Annotated in this window: 15 protein-coding genes; 12 read left to right on the plus strand and 3 right to left on the minus strand. The window is 71.4% G+C overall.

From position 1 onward, the window contains the following. Nucleotide 1 precedes the first annotated feature (1 nt). Both ACWGUG_RS12980 and ACWGUG_RS12985 read left to right on the plus strand, forming a co-directional pair. Complete coding sequence (locus ACWGUG_RS12980; RefSeq protein ID WP_452324921.1) at nucleotides 2-1,498, plus strand: aldehyde dehydrogenase family protein; 1,497 nt, start codon at nucleotides 2-4, stop codon at nucleotides 1,496-1,498. Beyond that, on the plus strand, nucleotides 1,495-2,358 hold the full coding sequence (locus ACWGUG_RS12985; protein ID WP_452324922.1) for an aldehyde dehydrogenase family protein: 864 nt from the start codon (nucleotides 1,495-1,497) through the stop codon (nucleotides 2,356-2,358). The genes ACWGUG_RS12980 and ACWGUG_RS12985 overlap by 4 nt, the downstream gene beginning before the upstream one ends. Nucleotides 2,359-2,475: 117 nt before the next feature. Here the strand turns inward: ACWGUG_RS12985 and ACWGUG_RS12990 are convergent, their stop codons facing one another. Then, the gene (locus ACWGUG_RS12990) at nucleotides 2,476-3,192 is read right to left on the minus strand and encodes an NRDE family protein (protein ID WP_452324923.1); all 717 of its coding nucleotides are present in this window, start codon (nucleotides 3,190-3,192) and stop codon (nucleotides 2,476-2,478) included. A gap of 64 nt (nucleotides 3,193-3,256) precedes the next feature. On the opposite strand from ACWGUG_RS12990, the gene coaBC reads away from it, so the two are divergent. The 5 genes from coaBC (at nucleotide 3,257) to ACWGUG_RS13015 (ending at nucleotide 9,750) form a co-directional block, all read left to right on the plus strand. Next, nucleotides 3,257-4,480: a bifunctional phosphopantothenoylcysteine decarboxylase/phosphopantothenate--cysteine ligase CoaBC gene (gene coaBC, locus ACWGUG_RS12995; protein WP_452324924.1), complete on the plus strand. Its 1,224-nt coding sequence runs from the start codon at nucleotides 3,257-3,259 to the stop codon at nucleotides 4,478-4,480. Nucleotides 4,481-4,560: 80 nt separating this feature from the next. Continuing rightward, nucleotides 4,561-5,457 carry a glycerophosphodiester phosphodiesterase gene (locus ACWGUG_RS13000; RefSeq protein WP_452324925.1) on the plus strand — a complete coding sequence of 299 codons (897 nt, stop codon included), beginning with the start codon at nucleotides 4,561-4,563 and terminating at the stop codon, nucleotides 5,455-5,457. Nucleotides 5,458-5,570: 113 nt separating this feature from the next. Further along, on the plus strand, nucleotides 5,571-6,221 hold the full coding sequence (locus tag ACWGUG_RS13005; protein ID WP_452324926.1) for a hypothetical protein: 651 nt from the start codon (nucleotides 5,571-5,573) through the stop codon (nucleotides 6,219-6,221). A gap of 202 nt (nucleotides 6,222-6,423) precedes the next feature. Continuing rightward, the gene (locus tag ACWGUG_RS13010) at nucleotides 6,424-8,577 is read left to right on the plus strand and encodes a DEAD/DEAH box helicase (RefSeq protein WP_452324927.1); all 2,154 of its coding nucleotides are present in this window, start codon (nucleotides 6,424-6,426) and stop codon (nucleotides 8,575-8,577) included. A 144-nt stretch (nucleotides 8,578-8,721) separates the two neighbouring features. Further along, the gene (locus ACWGUG_RS13015; protein ID WP_336399081.1) at nucleotides 8,722-9,750 is read left to right on the plus strand and encodes a 6-phosphofructokinase; all 1,029 of its coding nucleotides are present in this window, start codon (nucleotides 8,722-8,724) and stop codon (nucleotides 9,748-9,750) included. Between the two features lie 211 nt (nucleotides 9,751-9,961). Here ACWGUG_RS13015 and ACWGUG_RS13020 read toward each other — a convergent pair whose 3' ends face one another. Both ACWGUG_RS13020 and ACWGUG_RS13025 read right to left on the minus strand, forming a co-directional pair. Continuing rightward, nucleotides 9,962-10,933, minus strand: coding sequence for a hypothetical protein (locus ACWGUG_RS13020; protein ID WP_452324928.1), 972 nt, complete (start codon nucleotides 10,931-10,933; stop codon nucleotides 9,962-9,964). Nucleotides 10,934-11,196: 263 nt separating this feature from the next. Beyond that, the gene (locus ACWGUG_RS13025) at nucleotides 11,197-13,335 is read right to left on the minus strand and encodes a S9 family peptidase (RefSeq protein WP_452324973.1); all 2,139 of its coding nucleotides are present in this window, start codon (nucleotides 13,333-13,335) and stop codon (nucleotides 11,197-11,199) included. A gap of 160 nt (nucleotides 13,336-13,495) precedes the next feature. Here ACWGUG_RS13025 and ACWGUG_RS13030 point away from each other — a divergent pair, with 160 nt between their 5' ends. The 5 genes from ACWGUG_RS13030 (at nucleotide 13,496) to ACWGUG_RS13050 (ending at nucleotide 18,251) form a co-directional block, all read left to right on the plus strand. Next, nucleotides 13,496-14,806, plus strand: coding sequence for an inorganic phosphate transporter (locus tag ACWGUG_RS13030; protein ID WP_336399078.1), 1,311 nt, complete (start codon nucleotides 13,496-13,498; stop codon nucleotides 14,804-14,806). Further along, nucleotides 14,803-15,132: a peptidase gene (locus tag ACWGUG_RS13035; protein WP_336399077.1), complete on the plus strand. Its 330-nt coding sequence runs from the start codon at nucleotides 14,803-14,805 to the stop codon at nucleotides 15,130-15,132. Before ACWGUG_RS13030 ends, ACWGUG_RS13035 begins: the two co-directional genes overlap by 4 nt. Before the next feature lie 44 nt (nucleotides 15,133-15,176). Further along, the gene (locus ACWGUG_RS13040) at nucleotides 15,177-16,082 is read left to right on the plus strand and encodes a phosphodiesterase (RefSeq protein ID WP_336399076.1); all 906 of its coding nucleotides are present in this window, start codon (nucleotides 15,177-15,179) and stop codon (nucleotides 16,080-16,082) included. Between the two features lie 146 nt (nucleotides 16,083-16,228). Further along, complete coding sequence (locus ACWGUG_RS13045) at nucleotides 16,229-17,713, plus strand: aspartate ammonia-lyase (RefSeq protein WP_452324929.1); 1,485 nt, start codon at nucleotides 16,229-16,231, stop codon at nucleotides 17,711-17,713. Nucleotides 17,714-17,774: 61 nt separating this feature from the next. Beyond that, nucleotides 17,775-18,251, plus strand: a complete 477-nt coding sequence (locus ACWGUG_RS13050; RefSeq protein WP_336399074.1) for a DUF4190 domain-containing protein — start codon at nucleotides 17,775-17,777, stop codon at nucleotides 18,249-18,251. Nucleotides 18,252-18,260: the final 9 nt, after the last annotated feature.

The following is an 18,260-nucleotide window of genomic DNA, read 5'->3' on the forward strand; positions in this document are numbered from 1 at the left end:
CATGAGTTTCCTCGAGTACGCCCCCGCCCCGGAGTCGCGCGCGATCCTCGATCTGCGCGACGAGTACGGGCTGTTCATCGACGGCGAGTTCCGCCCAGGCGCGGGCGAGTCGTTCGCGACGATCTCACCCGCCGACGAGAAGCACATCGCGACGATCGCCTCGGCGACCGAGGCGGACGTCGACGTCGCGGTGGCGGCCGCCCGCCGTGCCTACGACAAGACGTGGTCGAAGATGAGCGGCCGCGACCGCGGCAAGTACCTCTTCCGGATCGCGCGGCTCGTGCAGGAGCGCGCCCGCGAGCTCGCGGTCGCCGAGAGCCTCGACAACGGCAAGCCGATCAAGGAGAGTCGCGACGTCGACGTGCCGCTGGTGGCCGCGTGGTTCTTCTACTACGCCGGCTGGGCCGACAAGCTCGACTACGCGGGCCTCGGAGCCGACCCGCGCTCGCTCGGTGTCGCCGCCCAGGTGATCCCGTGGAACTTCCCGCTGCTCATGCTCGCGTGGAAGATCGCTCCCGCCCTCGCCGCGGGGAACACCGTCGTGCTCAAGCCCGCCGAGACGACCCCGCTGTCGGCGCTCATCTTCGCCGAGATCCTGCAGCAGGCCGACCTGCCGCCGGGCGTGGTGAACATCGTGACGGGTGCCGGCGCCACCGGGGCGGCCCTGGTGCGGCACCCCGATGTGAACAAGGTCGCCTTCACCGGCTCGACCGCCGTCGGCCGCGAGATCGCCAAGGCGGTCGCGGGAACCGACAAGAAGCTGACGCTCGAGCTCGGCGGGAAGGCCGCGAACATCGTGTTCGACGATGCGCCGATCGACCAGGCGGTCGAGGGGATCGTCAACGGCATCTTCTTCAACCAGGGCCACGTGTGCTGCGCGGGCAGCCGCCTGCTGGTGCAGGAGTCCATCCACGACGAGGTCGTCGACCGGCTGAAGAACCGCCTGTCGACGCTGCGCCTGGGTGACCCGCTCGACAAGAACACCGACATCGGCGCGATCAACTCGCGAGAGCAGCTCGACCGCATCCGCGAGCTCAGCCGCATCGGTGAGGACGAGGGCGCCGAGCGCTGGAGCGCCGACTGCGCCATCCCCGACAGCGGCTTCTGGTTCGCGCCGACGATCTTCACCAACGTGCAGGCCAGCCACCGCATCGCGCGCGACGAGATCTTCGGGCCGGTGCTCTCGGTGCTGACGTTCCGCACGCCCGCCGAGGCCATCGAGAAGGCCAACAACACGCCCTACGGGCTGTCCGCCGGCATCTGGAGCGACAAGGGCTCGCGCATCCTGGCGGTCGCCGACCGCCTGCGCGCCGGTGTGGTGTGGGCCAACACCTTCAACCGGTTCGACCCGTCATCGCCGTTCGGCGGATACAAGGAGTCCGGCTACGGCCGCGAAGGCGGTCGGCACGGCCTGGCCGCCTACCTCAGGAGCGCGCCGCCCGCCGGCGGCGCCACCCGGCTGCTCGCCCGTGCCGCGAAGAAGGAGGTCTCCTCATGAGCAGGCGCCTGACGATCCCCAAGACCTACAAGCTCTACATCGGTGGCGCCTTCCCGCGCAGCGAGTCCGGGCGCACCTACGAGGTCGCCTCGCCCAAGGGCGGGTTCCTCGCCAATGCGGCACTCGCCTCCCGCAAGGACGCCAGGGATGCCGTCGCCGCCGCCCGCGGCGCCGTCAAAGGCTGGTCGGGCGCGACCGCGTACAACCGCGGTCAGGTGCTCTACCGGGTCGCCGAGATCCTCGAGGGCCGCCGCGCCCAGTTCGTCGACGAGATCGTGCAGCAGACCGGCGTGTCGTCCTCCGCCGCCACCGCGGAGGTCGACGAGGCGATCGACCGGTGGGTCTGGTACGCGGGCTGGTGTGACAAGTTCGGCCAGGTCGCCGGCAACGGCAACCCCGTGGCAGGTCCCTACTTCAACATCTCGGTGCCCGAGCCGACCGGCGTCGTGGGCGTCGTCGCGCCGCAGGACACGGCGCTCGTCGGGCTCGTGTCGGCCGTCGCCCCGGCTCTGGTCACGGGCAACGCGGTCGTCGTCGTGGCATCCCAGCGCTACCCGCTGTCGGCCATCTCGCTCGCCGAGGTGCTCGCGACGAGCGACGTGCCGGGGGGAGTGGTCAACGTCCTCACCGGCTCGCCCGCCGAGATCGCGCCGTGGCTGGCCTCGCACCCCGACGTGCACGCCCTCGACCTCGTCGGCGCCGGGGACCTCGACTGGATCGACCTCGAGATCGCCGCTGCCGAGACGCTGACGCGGGTGCTCCCGCCCGAGAACGGGTCGGATGCCGCGGCGCCGAGCCTCGCCCGCATCACCGCGTTCACCGAGACCAAGACGATCTGGCACACCAAGAGCCTGGTGTGAGCTGAAGGCTCCGGCGCTGCACAGCGTCGGAGACTTCCGCCGACACGCCGGGGAACGGATGCCGCTCCCCGGCGGGTCGGGCCGAACCTCCGATCCTGTGCGCGGCCGGCGACGAGCTCAGCCGAGCTGGAGGCCGCCCCACTGCCCGGGCTCGCGGAGCTCGCCGTAGTGCACGTCGACGTCGTGCGCCGACACCGACGCGACGCAGGCCAGGAGAGACAGGGTCGGGTAGCCGAGCGGACGGTTGTCGCGGATGATCGCGCCGTCGTCGGTGGGCGGGAGTTCCGCCGACCGCTCGAGCACCTCGACCCACGGCATCCACCACCGCCCTTCCGATGCCGGCGCGGCGGACTGGAACTCGCCCAGCCACCGGGCGATGCGCGGCGTGCCGGTGTCGTCGACGTCGTCGTGCGCAATCATGTGCGTGCCCGGCGCGAGGTCGGTCGTGCGGAGGGCGGCGCCGTCCCACGTGAGCACGCGGGCGCGGGCGCCCTCGACCTCGACGAGGTTGAAGCCGTGCGTCGCCGGCTCGGCGGCGGGGGAGTGGCCGGCGACGGAGTCCAGCACGATGCCGCCTCGCGACTGCAGCTCGGACTCCGGGCGCTGCGTCTCGTCGGCGCGATTGAGGAGCACGGCCAGGCGCCCCGTCTCAGGGTCGGCCGCGAGCCAGGCGCCGCCCGCCCGCACGTCGCGCACACCGACGACGCCGTCGTGCGGCTCCGGCCACCAGCGGCCGAGCGGGTTCCACGGGCGCTCGGGATCCTCGTCGCGGATCGCGAGCACGCGGGTCGGCTCGTCGGCGGACTCCGGGACGCGGATGACGACGGTGCACATCGGGGCTCCTCGGGGTTTCGGGCCGCGCGGGCGGCGGGTCGGGCACTCGTGCCAAGATCGGAGGGTGTTCGTCGTGGTCGGGGTCACCGGTGGCATCGCCGCCTACAAGACGGTTCAGCTCGTGCGCCTCCTGGTGAAGGCGGGGCACGAGGTCCACGTCGTCCCGACCGACGACGCGCTGCGGTTCGTGGGTCTTCCCACCTGGGAGGCGATCAGCCGCCACCCCGTGACGACCTCCGTCCACGACGACGTCGCGCGCGTCCGTCACGTCGCGCTCGGCCAGGCGGCCGATCTCGTGATCGTGGCGCCCGCGACGGCGAACACCCTGGCGAAGATGACCGCGGGGCTCGCGGACGACCTCCTCGGAACGACCCTACTCGCCACCACGGCACCGGTCGTCGTGGCGCCGGCGATGCACACCGAGATGTGGCGGCACCCCGCGACGACCCACAACATGCGGGTGCTCCGCGAGCGGGGCGTCATCGTCGTGGGGCCCGAGGAGGGCGAGCTCACCGGCGGCGACAGCGGGCCCGGGCGCATGTCCGAGCCGGAGGCCGTCCTCGAGGCCGCGCTCGCCGCGGCCGAAGACGGCGCGGGCGACCTGGAGGGGCTGCGCGTCGTGGTCAGCGCCGGCGGCACGCGCGAGCCCATCGACCCCGTGCGCTACATCGGCAACCGCTCCAGCGGCCGTCAGGGGGTGGCCGTCGCGCTCGCCGCCGCCGATCGGGGCGCCGACGTCGTGCTGGTCGCGGCGCACCTCGACGACGGCGTGCTGGCCGAGGCATCCGCCGGCGGGCGCATGCGGGTCGTGCGCGCCGGAACCGCGGCCGAGCTCGGCTCCGCGGTCGATGCCGAGGCGGACGCCGCCGACGTCGTGGTGATGGCCGCGGCGGTCGCCGACTACCGGGTCGCCGAGGTCTCGCCCCTCAAGCGGGCGAAGGAGGCCGCCCCGGTCGGCGGCATCACGCTCGATCTGATCGAGAACGACGACATCCTGGCCGGGCTGGTCCGCGCGCGGCGGGCCGGGCAGACGGTCGTCGGCTTCGCCGCCGAGACCCCCGGCGAAGGGGAGACGCTGCTCGACCGCGGCCGGCGCAAGGCCGCGCGCAAGGGGGCCGACCTGCTCGCGGTGAACGAGGTGGGGTGGTCGCGCGGTTTCGAATCCGCCGACAACGCGGTGACGATCATCGACGCCGCCGGAGAGGTCGTCGCCGCCCGCCGCGGCAGCAAGCGCGACGTCGCCGACGCGCTGTGGGACGCGGTCCTGGCGGTCCGGAAGAAAAAGTAACGAAACAGTAACGGCGCATGTAGAGTGGTCCGCACCACGTCGACGAGGACGTGGAGCACGACCCTCGGAGGACATGCCCGATGCCCTACCCTGCGGCATCCGACCGCGCCCGCGACCGGATCCACGCCCTGTTCATCGTGTGCGTGCTCGCGGCCGCGAGCCTCGTCGTCGCGGTGCTGGGCGCCGCGCCGTCCCGCGTCACCGCGCAGGAGCTGCTGGGCGACCCGCGCACTCCCGGCGACGCGGCGTTCATCGCGAGCCACCGGGGCGGTGCCGCCCACGCGCCCGAGAACACGCTCCCGGCGATCCAGGCCGCCCTTGCAGCCGGCTTCGAGTACGTCGAGGTCGACGTCGCGCTCACCGCCGACGGCCACCCCGTGCTCATGCATGACAAGACGGTCGATCGCACCACCGACGGACACGGCCGGCTGTCGGCGCTCACCCTCGCAGAGGTGCGGGCGCTGGACGCCGGCTCCTGGTTCGACGCGGCCTACGCGGGAACCCCCGTTCCCACGCTGCAGGAGTTCCTCGATGCGCTCCTGGCCGACGACGCGCGCGCGATCCTGGAGCTCAAGGGCGAATGGGATGCCGCCGCCGTCGCCGCGGCGGTCTCCGAGGTGTCCGCGCGCGGCCTGGAGCGGCGCGTCGTGCTCGCGAGCTTCGACGCCCGCACGCTCGCCCTCGCCGCCACCGAGTCCGAGGTGCTGTCGCGCCTGCTCATCGTCAAGCACCTGCCGTCCGACGTGGTGAGCGCCGTCACCGAGGCGGGCGCGCGCGGAGTGGTCGTCAGCCGCAAGGCGGTGCTCGCACGACCCGAGATCGTCGACGAGCTCCACGCTGCGGGCGCCCGTGTGGTCGTGTACACCCTCAACGACGACGAGCAGTGGGACGCGGTCACGGCGCTGGGGGTCGACGGCATCGTCACGGACGACCCCCATACGCTGTCGGAGTGGCAGGCCGCCTACGCCGGTCGGTGACGCGCGCACGCGGGCGGGCGGCGTGCCCCGGTGCATCCGCTCGTGGTGCTCATTAGGGTGAGGGGGAGGGCGCCCCGCACGCGGCGGCGGCGCCGAGCGAGAGGTGTCGGGCGATGGGCGGGCAGAAGGCGATGACGCGGGTCGCGATCGGCGGCGTGGCCGCCGCGGTGGGGGTCGTCGTCCTCACCGGATGCGCCGCGGGGTCGTCGGGCACGCCCACGGGCAGCCCCACCAGCAGCCCGACCGTGACCCTGGAGACCCCGGCGCCGGGTCCCTCGGCGACGCCCATCGAGACGGAGAAGCCGCAGAGCGGATTCACGGTGCCGGAGTCGTGCGAGCAGATCTACTCCGCCGGGATGCTCGGCGAGCTGCAGTCCGAGAACCCGCCGCTCAACGACCCCGGCGTCACGATGCTCTCCACGGAGAACGCCGACCTCCTCGAGATCATCCACGGGGGAGCGCCGACGCTCCGGTGCTCGTGGGGCATGCCGAGCGAGTACGGATTGGCGACCAATGTCACGGCGGTCACCGCCGAGCAGGCCGAGGCCGCCATCGGGGCCCTTCCGGGGGCCGGCTTCGGATGCGAGACGCTCGGCGAGGGCACGGTCTGCCGGATCGAGCAGCGCGGCGTGACGCTCGACGACGAGGAGTACCTCCGCGGCGAGACCCACTACATCGGCGCGGGCGGGCTGGTGACCACCGCGTACATCAACTTCGCGCCGGAGGGCTACACGGAGGACATCGTCGCGACGCTCTGGGGCTGAGGGCCCCGCGTCCCGTAGACTAGTCGCGGGGAGACCTCCGACGACGTCGCAGCTCGCAGAAGCGAGTGCCCGCGACCGTCGGCGGCACATCCCCGATCCCGCGTTCGCGACGGCGACCACGCCGCCCGCGGGAGCACGCAGAACCATCGGTGTCATCCGATCCTTCGCCGGTCCCGATCCGGCACTCACGCTCAGGAGGAGCATGCCGACCACGGCACCCGCCCAGACGGCGCAGCGTCGCCGCAAGTCCTCGTCCGCGCGCCGCGACGACGAGGCACCCATCATCCCGATCCTCGCGCGCAAGGTGCGCGAGGTCGAGGCCAAGGCCCAGCGCGGAAAGCTCGGCCCGACCAACCGCGTCAAGTTCCAGGTCATCGCGTTCCTGGTCCGCGAGGAGCGCGCGCGGGTGAAGGCCGATACCGAGGTGACCGACGCCGCCCGCGCCGAGCTGCTCAAGCGGCTCGACGGCGTGGCGACGATCCTCGCGAAGACGGCCGCCCGCGACACCTCCCTCATCCAGCTGCTCGAGGTCGATCAGGCGACGTCGCCGGTCGCCCGGCGCATGCGCCGCGACTGGCTGCTGGAGTCCGGCGCCGAGCTGCCGCCCGACGAGCTGATCATCACCGACGTGGCGCCGGTCGCCGTCCCCGTCGTGCCCGCCGCGCTCGCCGAGCGCCAGGTGGTGCCGCCGCAGGTCGAGGCGCGCCGCGAGGCGAACCCGTTCCTGCCGCCGGACCTGTCCGCGCGCGCCCCCAAGGAGACGCCCCGTCGGCGCCTCGACAGCTGGGAGCTCATGGGCCCGCTGTACAAGGCCTTCGAGACCGGGGCCGGTGGCGGCAGCGCCACGATGGAGCTTCCGCCCGTGCCGGAGTTCGACCGCCTGTCACCCAAGGGCCTGGAGGTCATGCCCCACCAGTCGCGCTTCCTCGAGGCGGTGCGCGCCGGACACCGCACGTTCCTCCTCGCCGACGAGCCGGGCCTGGGCAAGACGGCGGAGTCGGTGCTCGCGGCATCCGTCGCCGGCGCCTACCCGCTGCTGGCGGTCGTGCCCAACGTCGTGAAGATGAACTGGGCGCGCGAGGTGGAGCGCTGGACGCCGCAGCGGCGCGCCACGGTGATCCACGGCGATGGCGAGGGCATCGACGCGTTCGCCGACGTCTTCATCGTCAACTACGAGATCCTCGACCGTCACCTCGCATGGCTCAGCTCGCTCGGGCTGAAGGGCATGGTCGTCGACGAGGCGCACTTCATCAAGAACCTCACGTCGCAGCGCTCGCAGAACGTGCTGGCGCTGGCCACCCGCATCCGCGAGCAGGTGCGCGACCCGCTGCTGCTCGCCCTCACCGGCACGCCGCTCATCAACGACGTCGAGGACTTCGACGCGATCTGGCGATTCCTCGGCTGGACCAACGGCGAGAAGCCGGGTCCGCTCCTCATGGAGAAGCTCGACGAGACCGGTCTGACACCGGCCGACAAGTCGTTCTACCCCGAGGCCCGCGATGCGGTCATCTCGATGGGCATCGTGCGACGCAAGAAGAAGGACGTCGCCGCCGACCTTCCCGACAAGCTCATCGCCGACCTCCCCGTCGAGCTGGACGACGAGTTCGGACGCTCGATCCGCCAGGCCGAGCGCGAGCTGGGCGAGCGGCTCGCGGCGAAGTACCGGCGAATCATCGAGGCGCGCGGCGACCGCGGGCTCGCGCCCGGCGAGGTCGATGGCGACATCGTCCGCCTCGTGGCGCACAACGAGCTCGAGGAGTCGAAGGCCGCAGGCACCGGGTCCGAGAACGTCTTCACGATGGTGCGGAAGATCGGTCAGGCCAAGGCCGTGCTCGCCGCGGACTACGCGGTGCAGCTGCAGCGCTCGGTGGGCAAGGTCGTCTTCTTCGCCAAGCACATCGACGTCATGGACGCCGCGGAAGCCCACTTCGCCTCGGCGGGGCTCAAGACGGTGTCGCTGCGCGGCGACCAGGCCACGACGGCGCGCCAGCAGGCCATCGACGAGTTCAACAACGATCCCGACGTGGGCATCGCCGTCTGCTCGCTCACCGCTGCCGGCGTGGGGGTCAACATGCAGGCCTCGTCGAACGTCGTCCTCGCCGAGCTCTCGTGGACGGCCGCCGAGCAGACGCAGGCGATCGACCGTGTGCACCGCATCGGCCAGGACGAGCCGGTGACCGCGTGGCGCATCATCGCCGCGCACACGATCGACACGAAGATCGCCGAGCTCATCGACTCCAAGCAGGGGCTCGCCGCGCGCGCGCTCGACGGCGAGGCCGTCGACCCGCAGTCGAGCGACTCGGTGCAGCTGTCGGCGCTCATGCACCTGCTGCGGCAGGCGCTCGGCGCGGCGTAGCGGAGCTGCGGACGAAGGGGCGGTGCGGGTTCGCACCGCCCCTTCGTCGTGCCGCCGCCGCGTGTGGCAGGCCGGCCGTTCCGGCACTAGTGTCGGGGGAGGCAGCGTCGCCGTCCCTCATCCCCGACTTGCGAGGAACACAGCATGAAGATCGGCATCCTGACGAGCGGCGGCGATTGCCCCGGACTGAACGCGGTCATCCGCGGTGTCGTGCTCAAGGGCACGACCACCTACGACCTCGAGTTCGTCGGCATCCGTGACGGCTGGCGCGGTGTCGTGGACGGCGACTTCTTCCCGCTCACCCGTCATGAGGTCAAGGGTCTCTCGAAGGTCGGCGGCACCATCCTCGGCACCAGCCGCACCAACCCGTACGAGGGTCCGCGGGGCGGCGCCGAGAACATCGCCAAGACGATGTACGGCCACCGCCTCGACGGCATCATCGCGATCGGCGGTGAGGGCACCCTCGCGGCCGCGAACCGGCTCTCGAACGACGGCATCAACGTGCTGGGTGTGCCCAAGACGATCGACAACGATCTGCGGGCCACCGACTACTCGTTCGGCTTCGACACCGCCGTCAACATCGCCACCGACGCGATGGACCGCCTCCGCACGACCGGCGACTCGCACCAGCGCTGCATGGTCGCCGAGGTCATGGGGCGCCACGTCGGCTGGATCGCCCTGCACGCCGGCATCGCCGCCGGCGCCCACGTCATCTGCATCCCCGAGGTGCCCCTCTCGATCGACGAGATCACCGCCCAGGTCTCCAAGGCCCACGACCGCGGTCGCGCCCCGCTCGTCGTGGTGTCGGAGGGCTTCACGCTCACGGGAATGGACGAGGCCTTCAGCGACAAGGGCCTCGACGCGTTCAACCGCCCCCGCCTCGGCGGCATCAGCGAGGTGCTGGCGCCCGAGATCGAGCGCATCACCGGCATCGAGACCCGGGCCACGGTCCTGGGCCACATCCAGCGCGGCGGTTCGCCGTCCGGCTTCGACCGTGTGCTGGCCACGCGCCTCGGACTGCACGCCGCCGACGCGGTCGTCGACGGCGCGTGGGGCCAGATGGTCGCGCTCCGGGGCACCGACATCGTCCGCGTGCCCTTCATCGACGCGCTCGGCGAGCTCAACACCGTCCCGCTCTACCGCTACGAAGAGGCCGCCGCACTGTTCGGCTGACCCCCCTGACGTGCCAGGGACGGATGCCTCGCCCCGAGGCATCCGTTCGCCCCCGACGTGTTCGCTCGGCCCGACGCGCGTCCGCCCGGGCGTCGCCCGCGATCTCCCCGTGCCCGCGATCTCCCCGTGGATGTCACACATCTGGTGGCCTGAGGCTCACGGAGGCGGATTCTCGTGTGACACGACGGCCACGCCCGTCGCAGATGACCGGTCAGCGGGCCCCAGGGCGCCAGCCGGCCTCGACCAGGGCGTCCGCCACACGGCGCACCGCGCCGGTTCGATCGGGATGGAGATGGTGACTCAGGACTCGCACCAGGCGCCAGCCGAGGGCGGAGATGCGGTCCCACCGGTCGGCGTCCCGCGCGAACTGCGCCTCGTCGAACGCGTGCGTGCGCCCGTCGTGCTCAACGGCGACCTTCAGGTCGGGATAGGCCATGTCCAAGCGGGCGACGAACTCGCCGTCGGCGCCTCGCAGACTCCAGTTGAGCTGAGGCTCCGGCAATCCTGCGCGCACGATGGCGAGGCGGAGCGTGGTCTCTTCCGCGGTCTCGGCGCCGACTCGTATCGCGTGCAGGGCACGCGTCAGCACCCCGCCTGCGACGTCACCCGCCTCCGAGACCTCGCGCCTCAGGTCGTCGAGGGTGGCCAGGCGGTTCCGCGGCAGGACCAGGAAGTCACCCGCTGCGATGAGGTCGTCGACATGCCATAGCGCGGCCGCCTGTCGCCACATCCGCGCCGGATGCTCGATCGGCAGGCCGCGAGCGGTCCAGCGGGCCGCTTCCCGCGCCTGCAGCCTGTGGCCGATGACCCCCTCGCGGCGCGGTTTGCCGGCGGGGCGGCGCGCGGACACGTGGAGCTCACGTGCTGCGGCCCTCGTGAACGGAAGCGGCGCGCCGGCGAGGGCGAGGCCGCAATCGTGGCTGAAGAACTGGTCGGGCGTCAGAGCGGGGGCGAAGAGCGCCGCCCGCTCGAACAGCTCACCGCGGAGGCGCGCGAGTCTCTGCGAATGGGTCTCGTCGCCCGATGGCTCGGTCGCCTCACCCCGCGGCGCCCGGACGCCCCGCGTCGGGAGGATGAGGTCGTTCGCGCGGAGGCGCGACGCGGAGACACCGTGGACACGCGCTTCCGCAACGGAGAACGCGCGGCCCGCGAGCACATCGGGAAGCGGATTCGCGCGGGACACCGTCCCATTGAGGAGCCTCGCGCACCGGCATCCGTCGCCCAGAAGCGATTGTGTGCATCGCCGGCCCCCGTGCGGGACCTGGGGAGGAGCCGCAAGCCACCAACGTGTCCCACTTCACGTGCCCATTCGCTCGCTTCTCCCGCATCTTGTGTGCCATGGCGGAGTGGAGAGTCTCGGTTGCGGGTACCAGAGCGCGCGTGAGGCTCCTACTGAGACACGCACGACGGAGACGGATGCCTCGGGCCCGAGGCATCCGTCACCGCTCAGGCGTCGGCGAGGCCGAGCACGTCCAGCAGCCACGCGAGCTCGAAGGCGCGCTCCCGCCAGGCGTTGTAGCGGCCGCTGACGCCGCCGTGCCCGGCGACCATCTCGCACTTCAGCAGCGCGTCCGCGCCGACCTCCCGCAGCCGCGCGACCCACTTGGCGGGCTCGACGTACAGCACCCGGGTGTCGTTGAGCGACGTCACGGCGAGGATGCGCGGGTAGGAGGCATCCGTCCGCACGTTCTCGTACGGCGAGTACGACTTCATGTAGGCGTAGACGTCGGGGTTGTGAAGCGGGTCGCCCCACTCGTCCCACTCGATCACCGTGAGCGGCAGCGACGGGTCGAGGATCGTGGTCAGCGCGTCGACGAACGGCACGTCGGCGAGGATCCCGGCGAACAGCTCGGGGGCGAGGTTGGCCACCGCGCCCATGAGCAGGCCGCCCGCCGAGCCTCCCTCGGCCACCAGCTGCGACGGCGACGTGTAGCCGTTGTCGATGAGGTGCAGCGCGCTGTCGACGAAGTCGGTGAACGTGTTGCGCTTGCTGAGGAGCTTGCCGTCCTCGTACCACTGCCGCCCCATCTCGCCGCCGCCGCGCACGTGGGCCACGGCGAACACGACGCCGCGGTCGAGCTCCGACAGCCGTGCCACCGAGAATCCGGGCTCGATCGAGTGCTCGTACGAGCCGTAGCCGTACAGGTGCACCGGCCGCGGCGCGACGCCCGCGTCGCCGAACGAGCGCTTCCACACCAGCGAGATCGGGATCTGCGCGCCGTCCTGGGCGGTGGCCCACACCCGCTCCTGCGCGTATTCGGCGGGGTCGTAGCCGCCGAGCACCGGCTGACGCTTGCGGAGGTGCAGCTCGCGCGTGGCCACGTCGAGGTCGTACACCGTGCCGGGCGTGACGAAGGAGCCGTAGCCGAGGCGCAGCAGCGGAGGAGCCCACTCGGGGTTGCCGCCGGTGCCCACCGAGTACAGCGGCTCGTCGAACGCGATCTCGCTGACGCCGCCGGTGCCGTAGTCGAGCATGCCGAGGCGCGCCAGCCCGCCGCGGCGGTATGCCACCACGCCCCAGTCGCGGAACGTCGAAACGCCCAGCAGGCGCTCGCCGGGACGGTGGGGGATGACGACGGCGCGTTCGCCTGACGGGTCGGATGCCGCGACCCGCACCAGCTCGAAGTCCAGGGCGTCGTCGTTGTGAAGGATGAACAGCACGTCCTCGCCGTCGATGACGGCGTGCTCGGAGTCGTACTCGACGCCCTCGGCGCGCGGCCAGACCACGCGCGGCTCGCCGCGGAGGTCGTCGGCGTCCAGCAGCCACTCCTCCGAGGTGATCGACGAGCCCAGCCCGATCACGAGATAGCGGTCGCTGCGCGTGAACCCGGCCCCCACCCAGAACCTCTCGTCGGGCTCGTGGAACAGCCGGGTGTCGTCCTCGACGGGCGTGCCGAGCTCGTGCAGCCACACCGTGTCGGGGCGCCACGCATCGTCCACGGTCGTGTACACGATGAACCGGCCGTCCGGCGAGAAGGTGGCGCCCGCGAACGTGCCGGGGATCTCGTCGGGCAGCTGTTCGCCGGTGCGCAGGTCGCGCACGCGCACGGTGTAGCGCTCGTCGCCGGCGACGTCGACGCCGAAGAGCATCAGCGCACCGTCGGTGCTGACCTCGAAGCTGCCCAGCGAGAAGAACTCGTGGCCCTCGGCCTCGACGTTGCCGTCGAGCAGCACCTGCTCGCCGGGAACCTCGACGTCCGGCGACAGCTCGGGCGGGGTCCAGTCATCGGGGGAGGCGAGGGGAGCGCGGCACTGGATCCCGTACTGCTGGCCCTCCACCGTGCGGCCGTAGTACCACCACTCGCCGCGACGCGTCGGCACCGACAGGTCCGTCTCGAGGGTGCGCCCCTTGATCTCGTCGAAGATGCGCGCGCGCAGTCCTTCCAGATGCGCGGTGCGCTGCTGGGTGTAGGCGTTCTCGGCCTCGAGGTGCGCGATGACCGCGGCGTCCTCCTTCGCGCGGAACCACTCGTAGCGGTCCTCGACCTCGTCGCCGTGGTGCGACCGAACGGTGATCCGGTGCTCGGCGACAGGGGGACGGATGCCGGAATCCGGCGTGGACGGGGCGGATGCGGAGTCGCTCAGAGTCACCGTTCCACGCTAGTCGCCCGGCGAGTTGACCGGCAGGTCGACCGATGTAGGATTCTTCTGGCCGGTTGCCGGTTCCTGAATTCCTGGTGAACTCTTCGTTCGTCACGCCGATCCCGTCGGCACCATTCCCTCACTCCCTCACCGAAAGCGAACGGTGGAAACCGCAACCCTCATCACCGCCGTGCTGGTGATCGCGCTGGCGCTGTTCTTCGACTTCACGAACGGCTTCCACGACACCGCCAACGCCATGGCGACTCCGATCGCGACCGGCGCGCTCAAGCCCCGCACCGCGGTCCTGCTCGCCGCTGTGCTCAACCTCGTCGGCGCATTCCTGTCGACGGAGGTGGCCAAGACGATCTCGGGCGGAATCATCCGCGAAGAGGAGATCTCGGCCTCCATCTTCCCTGCCGTCATCCTGGCGGGCCTGATCGGCGCGATCACCTGGAACATGCTCACGTGGCTGCTCGGGCTCCCGTCGTCGTCGTCGCACGCCCTCTTCGGCGGACTGATCGGCGCGACCATCGTGGGCGTGAGCGTCACCGCCATCGACTTCGGCGTCGTGATGTCCAAGGTGATCCTGCCGGCCATCATCGCCCCGCTCACGGCAGGGCTCATCGCGTTCACGGTGACCAAGATCGCCTACGCCGCGACCCGCCGCTACGACAGCAAGGCGGACGGCCGGGACGGGTTCCGTGTGGGTCAGATCTTCACGTCGTCGCTCGTCGCGCTCGCGCACGGCACGAACGACGCCCAGAAGACGATGGGGATCATCACGCTCCTGCTCATCACGGTGGGCCTGCAGGATCACCCCGAGCCCGAGTGGTGGGTGATCGTCGCCTGCGCCGTGACGATCGCGCTCGGCACCTACATGGGCGGCTGGCGCATCATCCGCACGCTCGGCAAGGGGCTGACCGAGGTCAAGCCGGCCCAGGGCTTCGCCGCCGAGAGCTCGACGGCATCGACCATCCTCGCCTCCAGCGCGCTCGGCTTCGCGCTGTCGACCACTCAGGTCGCCTCCGGGTCCGTCATCGGGTCGGGACTGGGCCGGCGGGGATCGCAGGTCCGCTGGCGCACGGCCGGACGCATCATGATCGGCTGGGTGCTGACCCTTCCCGCCGCGGGCGGCGTCGGCGCGCTCGCCGCGCTCATCGTCACGTGGCTGGGGTTCTGGGGCATCATCATCGACGCGGTGCTGGCCACCGCCGTGATCCTCCTCATCTTCCTGCGCTCGCGGCGCAACGAGGTCAACGCCTCCAACGCCATGAGCGAGGTGGCCGAGTCCGGTCGCGCGGTCAAGGTCAAGAAGAACCCGCCGCCGACCCGTCGGCAGCGCGCGCTCGCCCGTGAGGAGGCGCGACGCTCGGCCTCGGCGGCCGCCGCGGCGAAGAAGGCGGCCAAGGCCGCCCGGACGCCCACGCCGCCGCAGCCGACGGCATCGGGCTCGAAGGAAGGAGGCGAGCGATGACCATCGACTGGTTCGCCTTCGTGCAGGTGTTCGCCGCGGCGCTCACCGCCGCCGTCCTCGTGGTGGGCTTCTACGCCCTCGGCCTGCGCCTGCTCGTGCGCGCCGGGCGCCCGCCCGTGGTCGCTCCCGTCGAGTTCACCGACGCCATCACGGTGATCACCGAGAAGGAGGCCCGCCGCGCCGAGAAGGCGGCGGCGAAGGCGGCCAAGCGCAGCCCCCTCACCGAGGGGCAGAAGCGTCTCGCGCTCGTCGGCGCGTACGCGTGCTTCGCGGTGTGCGCCGCAGCCGTGCTGGGCGGTCTGCTCCTGATCGTCTTCAACCACTGAGCGCGCGGCACGATGCCGCCGCGCGTGCGCAATAGGGTGGGCACATGGTCGCCACCGTCCAGTTCGGTCAGTACCCCCCTGCGCGCCGCACGCTCCTGCATCTGAGCGACACGCACCTGCTCGCGGGCAACCGTCCGCTGGGCGGTCGCTTCGACACCGCGGCCAATCTCACCCGGACCCTCGAGGCGGCCGAGGCCATCGGCATCCGTCCCGACGCCATCGTGTTCACCGGCGACCTGACCGATCTCGGCGAGCCGGAGGCGTACGAGGCGCTGCGGGAGGCGGTCGAGCCGGTCGCCGCACGCCTCGGCGCCCCCGTCGTCTGGGTCGCGGGCAACCACGACGAGCGCCCCGCCATGCGCAGCGCCCTGCTCGGGCAGGACGAGAGCCAGCACCCGATCACCGGCGTCTGGGACCTCGGGGGACTGCGCCTCGTCGCGCTGGACTCGTCCGTTCCGGGGTGGCACCACGGCGACCTCGACACCGCCCAGCTGGAGTGGCTCCGCGGCGTGCTGGCCGCCCCCGCTCCGCTGGGGACCATTCTGGCGCTCCATCACCCGCCGCTGCCGTCGCACGTGCCCCTGTTCGACATCCTCGAGTTGCGCGACCAGGGCCGTTTCGCCGAGGTGGTCGCCGGCAGCGACGTGAGGGCGATCCTCGCCGGTCACCTGCACTACTCCACCAGCGGCACGTTCGCCGGCGTCCCCGTCAGCGTCGCGGCGGCCACGTGCTACACGATGAACCTCGCCCGCGCGGCGGTCGACGTCAACGGGATGGACGCCGGCCAGTCCTTCCACCTCGTGCACGTCTACGACGACACGATCACGCACGCGGTGGTGCCCGTCGTGGACGCCCCGACCTCCGACGTGTTCTCCGCGGAGTGGGTCGAGCGGATGTCGCTTCTCACGCCGGAGCAGCGGCTCGAGGAGTTCTCCCGCAAACGAGCGTGACGCGGCGCCTCGGAGGCGGCCGTACCTCCGCGGTGTATCGAGATCCGGGGCGCGGTGTACGCGGTGTACAGGTGGGCGGGCATCTCCGCCGAGTAGTCTCGAATCGACCCCCACACCGCTGTGAACGACCCACGAGGACTGCACACATGGCTCTGGACGCAATGATGCGAACCCGCACCGAGACCGATTCCCTGGGATCCCTGGAGATCCCCGCCGATGCGTACTGGGGGATCCACACCGCCCGCGCGCTGGAGAACTTCCCGATCTCCAAGCGGCCCATCTCGGTCTACAAGGACCTCGTGAAGGCCCTCGCCATGGTCAAGCAGGCCTCGGCGCGTGCGAACAAGGAGATCGGGGTCCTCGATCCGTCGAAGGCCGACCTCATCGACCAGGCGGCGCAGCTCGTGATCGACGGGCAGTACCACGACCAGTTCGTCGTCGGCGTCGTCCAGGGCGGTGCCGGCACGTCCACGAACATGAACGCGAACGAGGTCATCACCAACGTCGCGCTCGAGCTCGCCGGTCGGGAGAAGGGCGACTACGCCTTCCTGTCGCCGATCGACGACACCAACCGCAGCCAGTCCACGAACGACGTCTACCCGACCGCCGTCAAGGTGGGGCTGGGCCTGGATCTGCTGACCCTGCTGGAGGAGCTCGATCTCCTGCGCAAGGCGTTCCTCAGCAAGGCGGTCGAGTTCCACGACGTGCTGAAGGTGGGCCGCACCCAGCTGCAGGACGCCGTGCCGATGACGCTGGGGCAGGAGTTCCACGGCTTCGCGACGACCCTCGGCGAGGACTACAGCCGTCTCAAGGAGAACGCGTACCTGCTCTGCGAGATCAACATGGGCGCGACGGCCATCGGCACCGGCATCACCACCCATCCCGCGTACAGCCAGGCGGTGCTTGGCCATCTGCGCGAGATCAGCGGCCTCGACCTGGACCTCGCGACGGACCTTGTGGAGTCCACCAGCGACACCGGCGCCTTCATGTCGTTCTCCTCGTCGCTCAAGCGCAACGCCATCAAGCTGTCGAAGATCTGCAACGACCTGCGGCTGCTGTCGTCGGGACCCCAGGCAGGACTCGGCGAGATCAACCTCCCGGCGCGTCAGGCCGGCTCCAGCATCATGCCGGGCAAGGTGAACCCGGTGATCCCCGAGGTCGTCAACCAGGTCGCCTTCGCGGTGGCCGGCGCCGACCTCACCGTCACGATGGCCGTCGAGGGCGGCCAGCTGCAGCTGAACGCCTTCGAGCCGGTGATCGCGCACTCGATCTTCCAGTCGATCACGTGGATGCGCCGCGCCATGTACACGCTGCGGGTCAACTGCGTCGACGGCATCACCGCGAACCGGGAACGGCTCGGGGCGATGGTGGGATCCAGCGTCGGCGTCATCACCGCGCTGACGCCGTTCATCGGGTACGCGGCCGCCGCGGCGCTCGCCAAGGCCGCCCTGCTGACGGGGCGCAACGTCGCGGACCTCGTCGTCGAGGCCGGCCTCATGTCGCGCGACGAGGTGACCAAGCAGCTCTCGCCGGCTCGCCTGTCGGGTCTCGAGACGGTGACCGCCGCCATCCCGCTGGTGCAGGCGCCCGAGGACACCGTCGCCGAGCAGGCGTCGGCAGACACGCGCTGAGCTGTTGCCGCGGGCGGCTCCCGGTCGATAACGTCAGGGAGACTCGAACGAAAGGCGAGAAATGACCGATCCGCAGAACCCGGCCGCGCCGGAGCCGCAGCAGCCCGCGTCGCAGCCGGCTGCGCCTCCGCCCCCCGCCGCCGCCTCGACGCCGCCACCGGCGTACGACGCGCCTCCGCCCGCCTACGGCGCGGCGCCGGCGTACAGCTCCGCCCCGCCCGCCGCCTACGGCGCGCCGGCGGACCAGCAGCCGGTCCCCGGCAAGACGCTCGGCATCGTGGCGTTCATCCTGTCGTTCTTCGTCCAGCTCGTCGCGCTGATCCTCGGCATCGTCGCGCTCGTGCAGAGCCGCAAGGCGGGCGTCAAGAACGGCTGGGCGCTGGCCGCGATCATCATCTCTTCGGTGCTGATCGTCATCGGCATCATCGTGACGATCATCATCGTGACCGTCGTGGCCGGCGGCATGGCGGCGGCGTGCGCAGAGCTCGGACCCGGCACGTGGGAGCTCCAGGGCGGCGGCACCATCACCTGCAACTGACGCATTCCG

This window comes from Microbacterium sp. NPDC055455 (assembly GCF_053619935.1).

Bases quoted from the DNA above. Each gene is read 5' to 3' on its own strand.
- ACWGUG_RS13015 (WP_336399081.1), top strand. From the start codon at position 8,722: ATGAAGATCGGCATCCTGACGAGCGGCGGCGATTGCCCCGGACTGAAC.
- ACWGUG_RS13010 (WP_452324927.1), top strand. From the start codon at position 6,424: ATGCCGACCACGGCACCCGCCCAGACGGCGCAGCGTCGCCGCAAGTCC.
- ACWGUG_RS13040 (WP_336399076.1), top strand. From the start codon at position 15,177: ATGGTCGCCACCGTCCAGTTCGGTCAGTACCCCCCTGCGCGCCGCACG.
- ACWGUG_RS13035 (WP_336399077.1), top strand. From the start codon at position 14,803: ATGACCATCGACTGGTTCGCCTTCGTGCAGGTGTTCGCCGCGGCGCTC.
- ACWGUG_RS12990 (WP_452324923.1), bottom strand. From the start codon at position 3,192: ATGTGCACCGTCGTCATCCGCGTCCCGGAGTCCGCCGACGAGCCGACC.
- ACWGUG_RS13045 (WP_452324929.1), top strand. From the start codon at position 16,229: ATGGCTCTGGACGCAATGATGCGAACCCGCACCGAGACCGATTCCCTG.
- ACWGUG_RS13050 (WP_336399074.1), top strand. From the start codon at position 17,775: ATGACCGATCCGCAGAACCCGGCCGCGCCGGAGCCGCAGCAGCCCGCG.
- ACWGUG_RS13005 (WP_452324926.1), top strand. From the start codon at position 5,571: ATGGGCGGGCAGAAGGCGATGACGCGGGTCGCGATCGGCGGCGTGGCC.
- ACWGUG_RS12985 (WP_452324922.1), top strand. From the start codon at position 1,495: ATGAGCAGGCGCCTGACGATCCCCAAGACCTACAAGCTCTACATCGGT.
- ACWGUG_RS12980 (WP_452324921.1), top strand. From the start codon at position 2: ATGAGTTTCCTCGAGTACGCCCCCGCCCCGGAGTCGCGCGCGATCCTC.
- ACWGUG_RS13000 (WP_452324925.1), top strand. From the start codon at position 4,561: ATGCCCTACCCTGCGGCATCCGACCGCGCCCGCGACCGGATCCACGCC.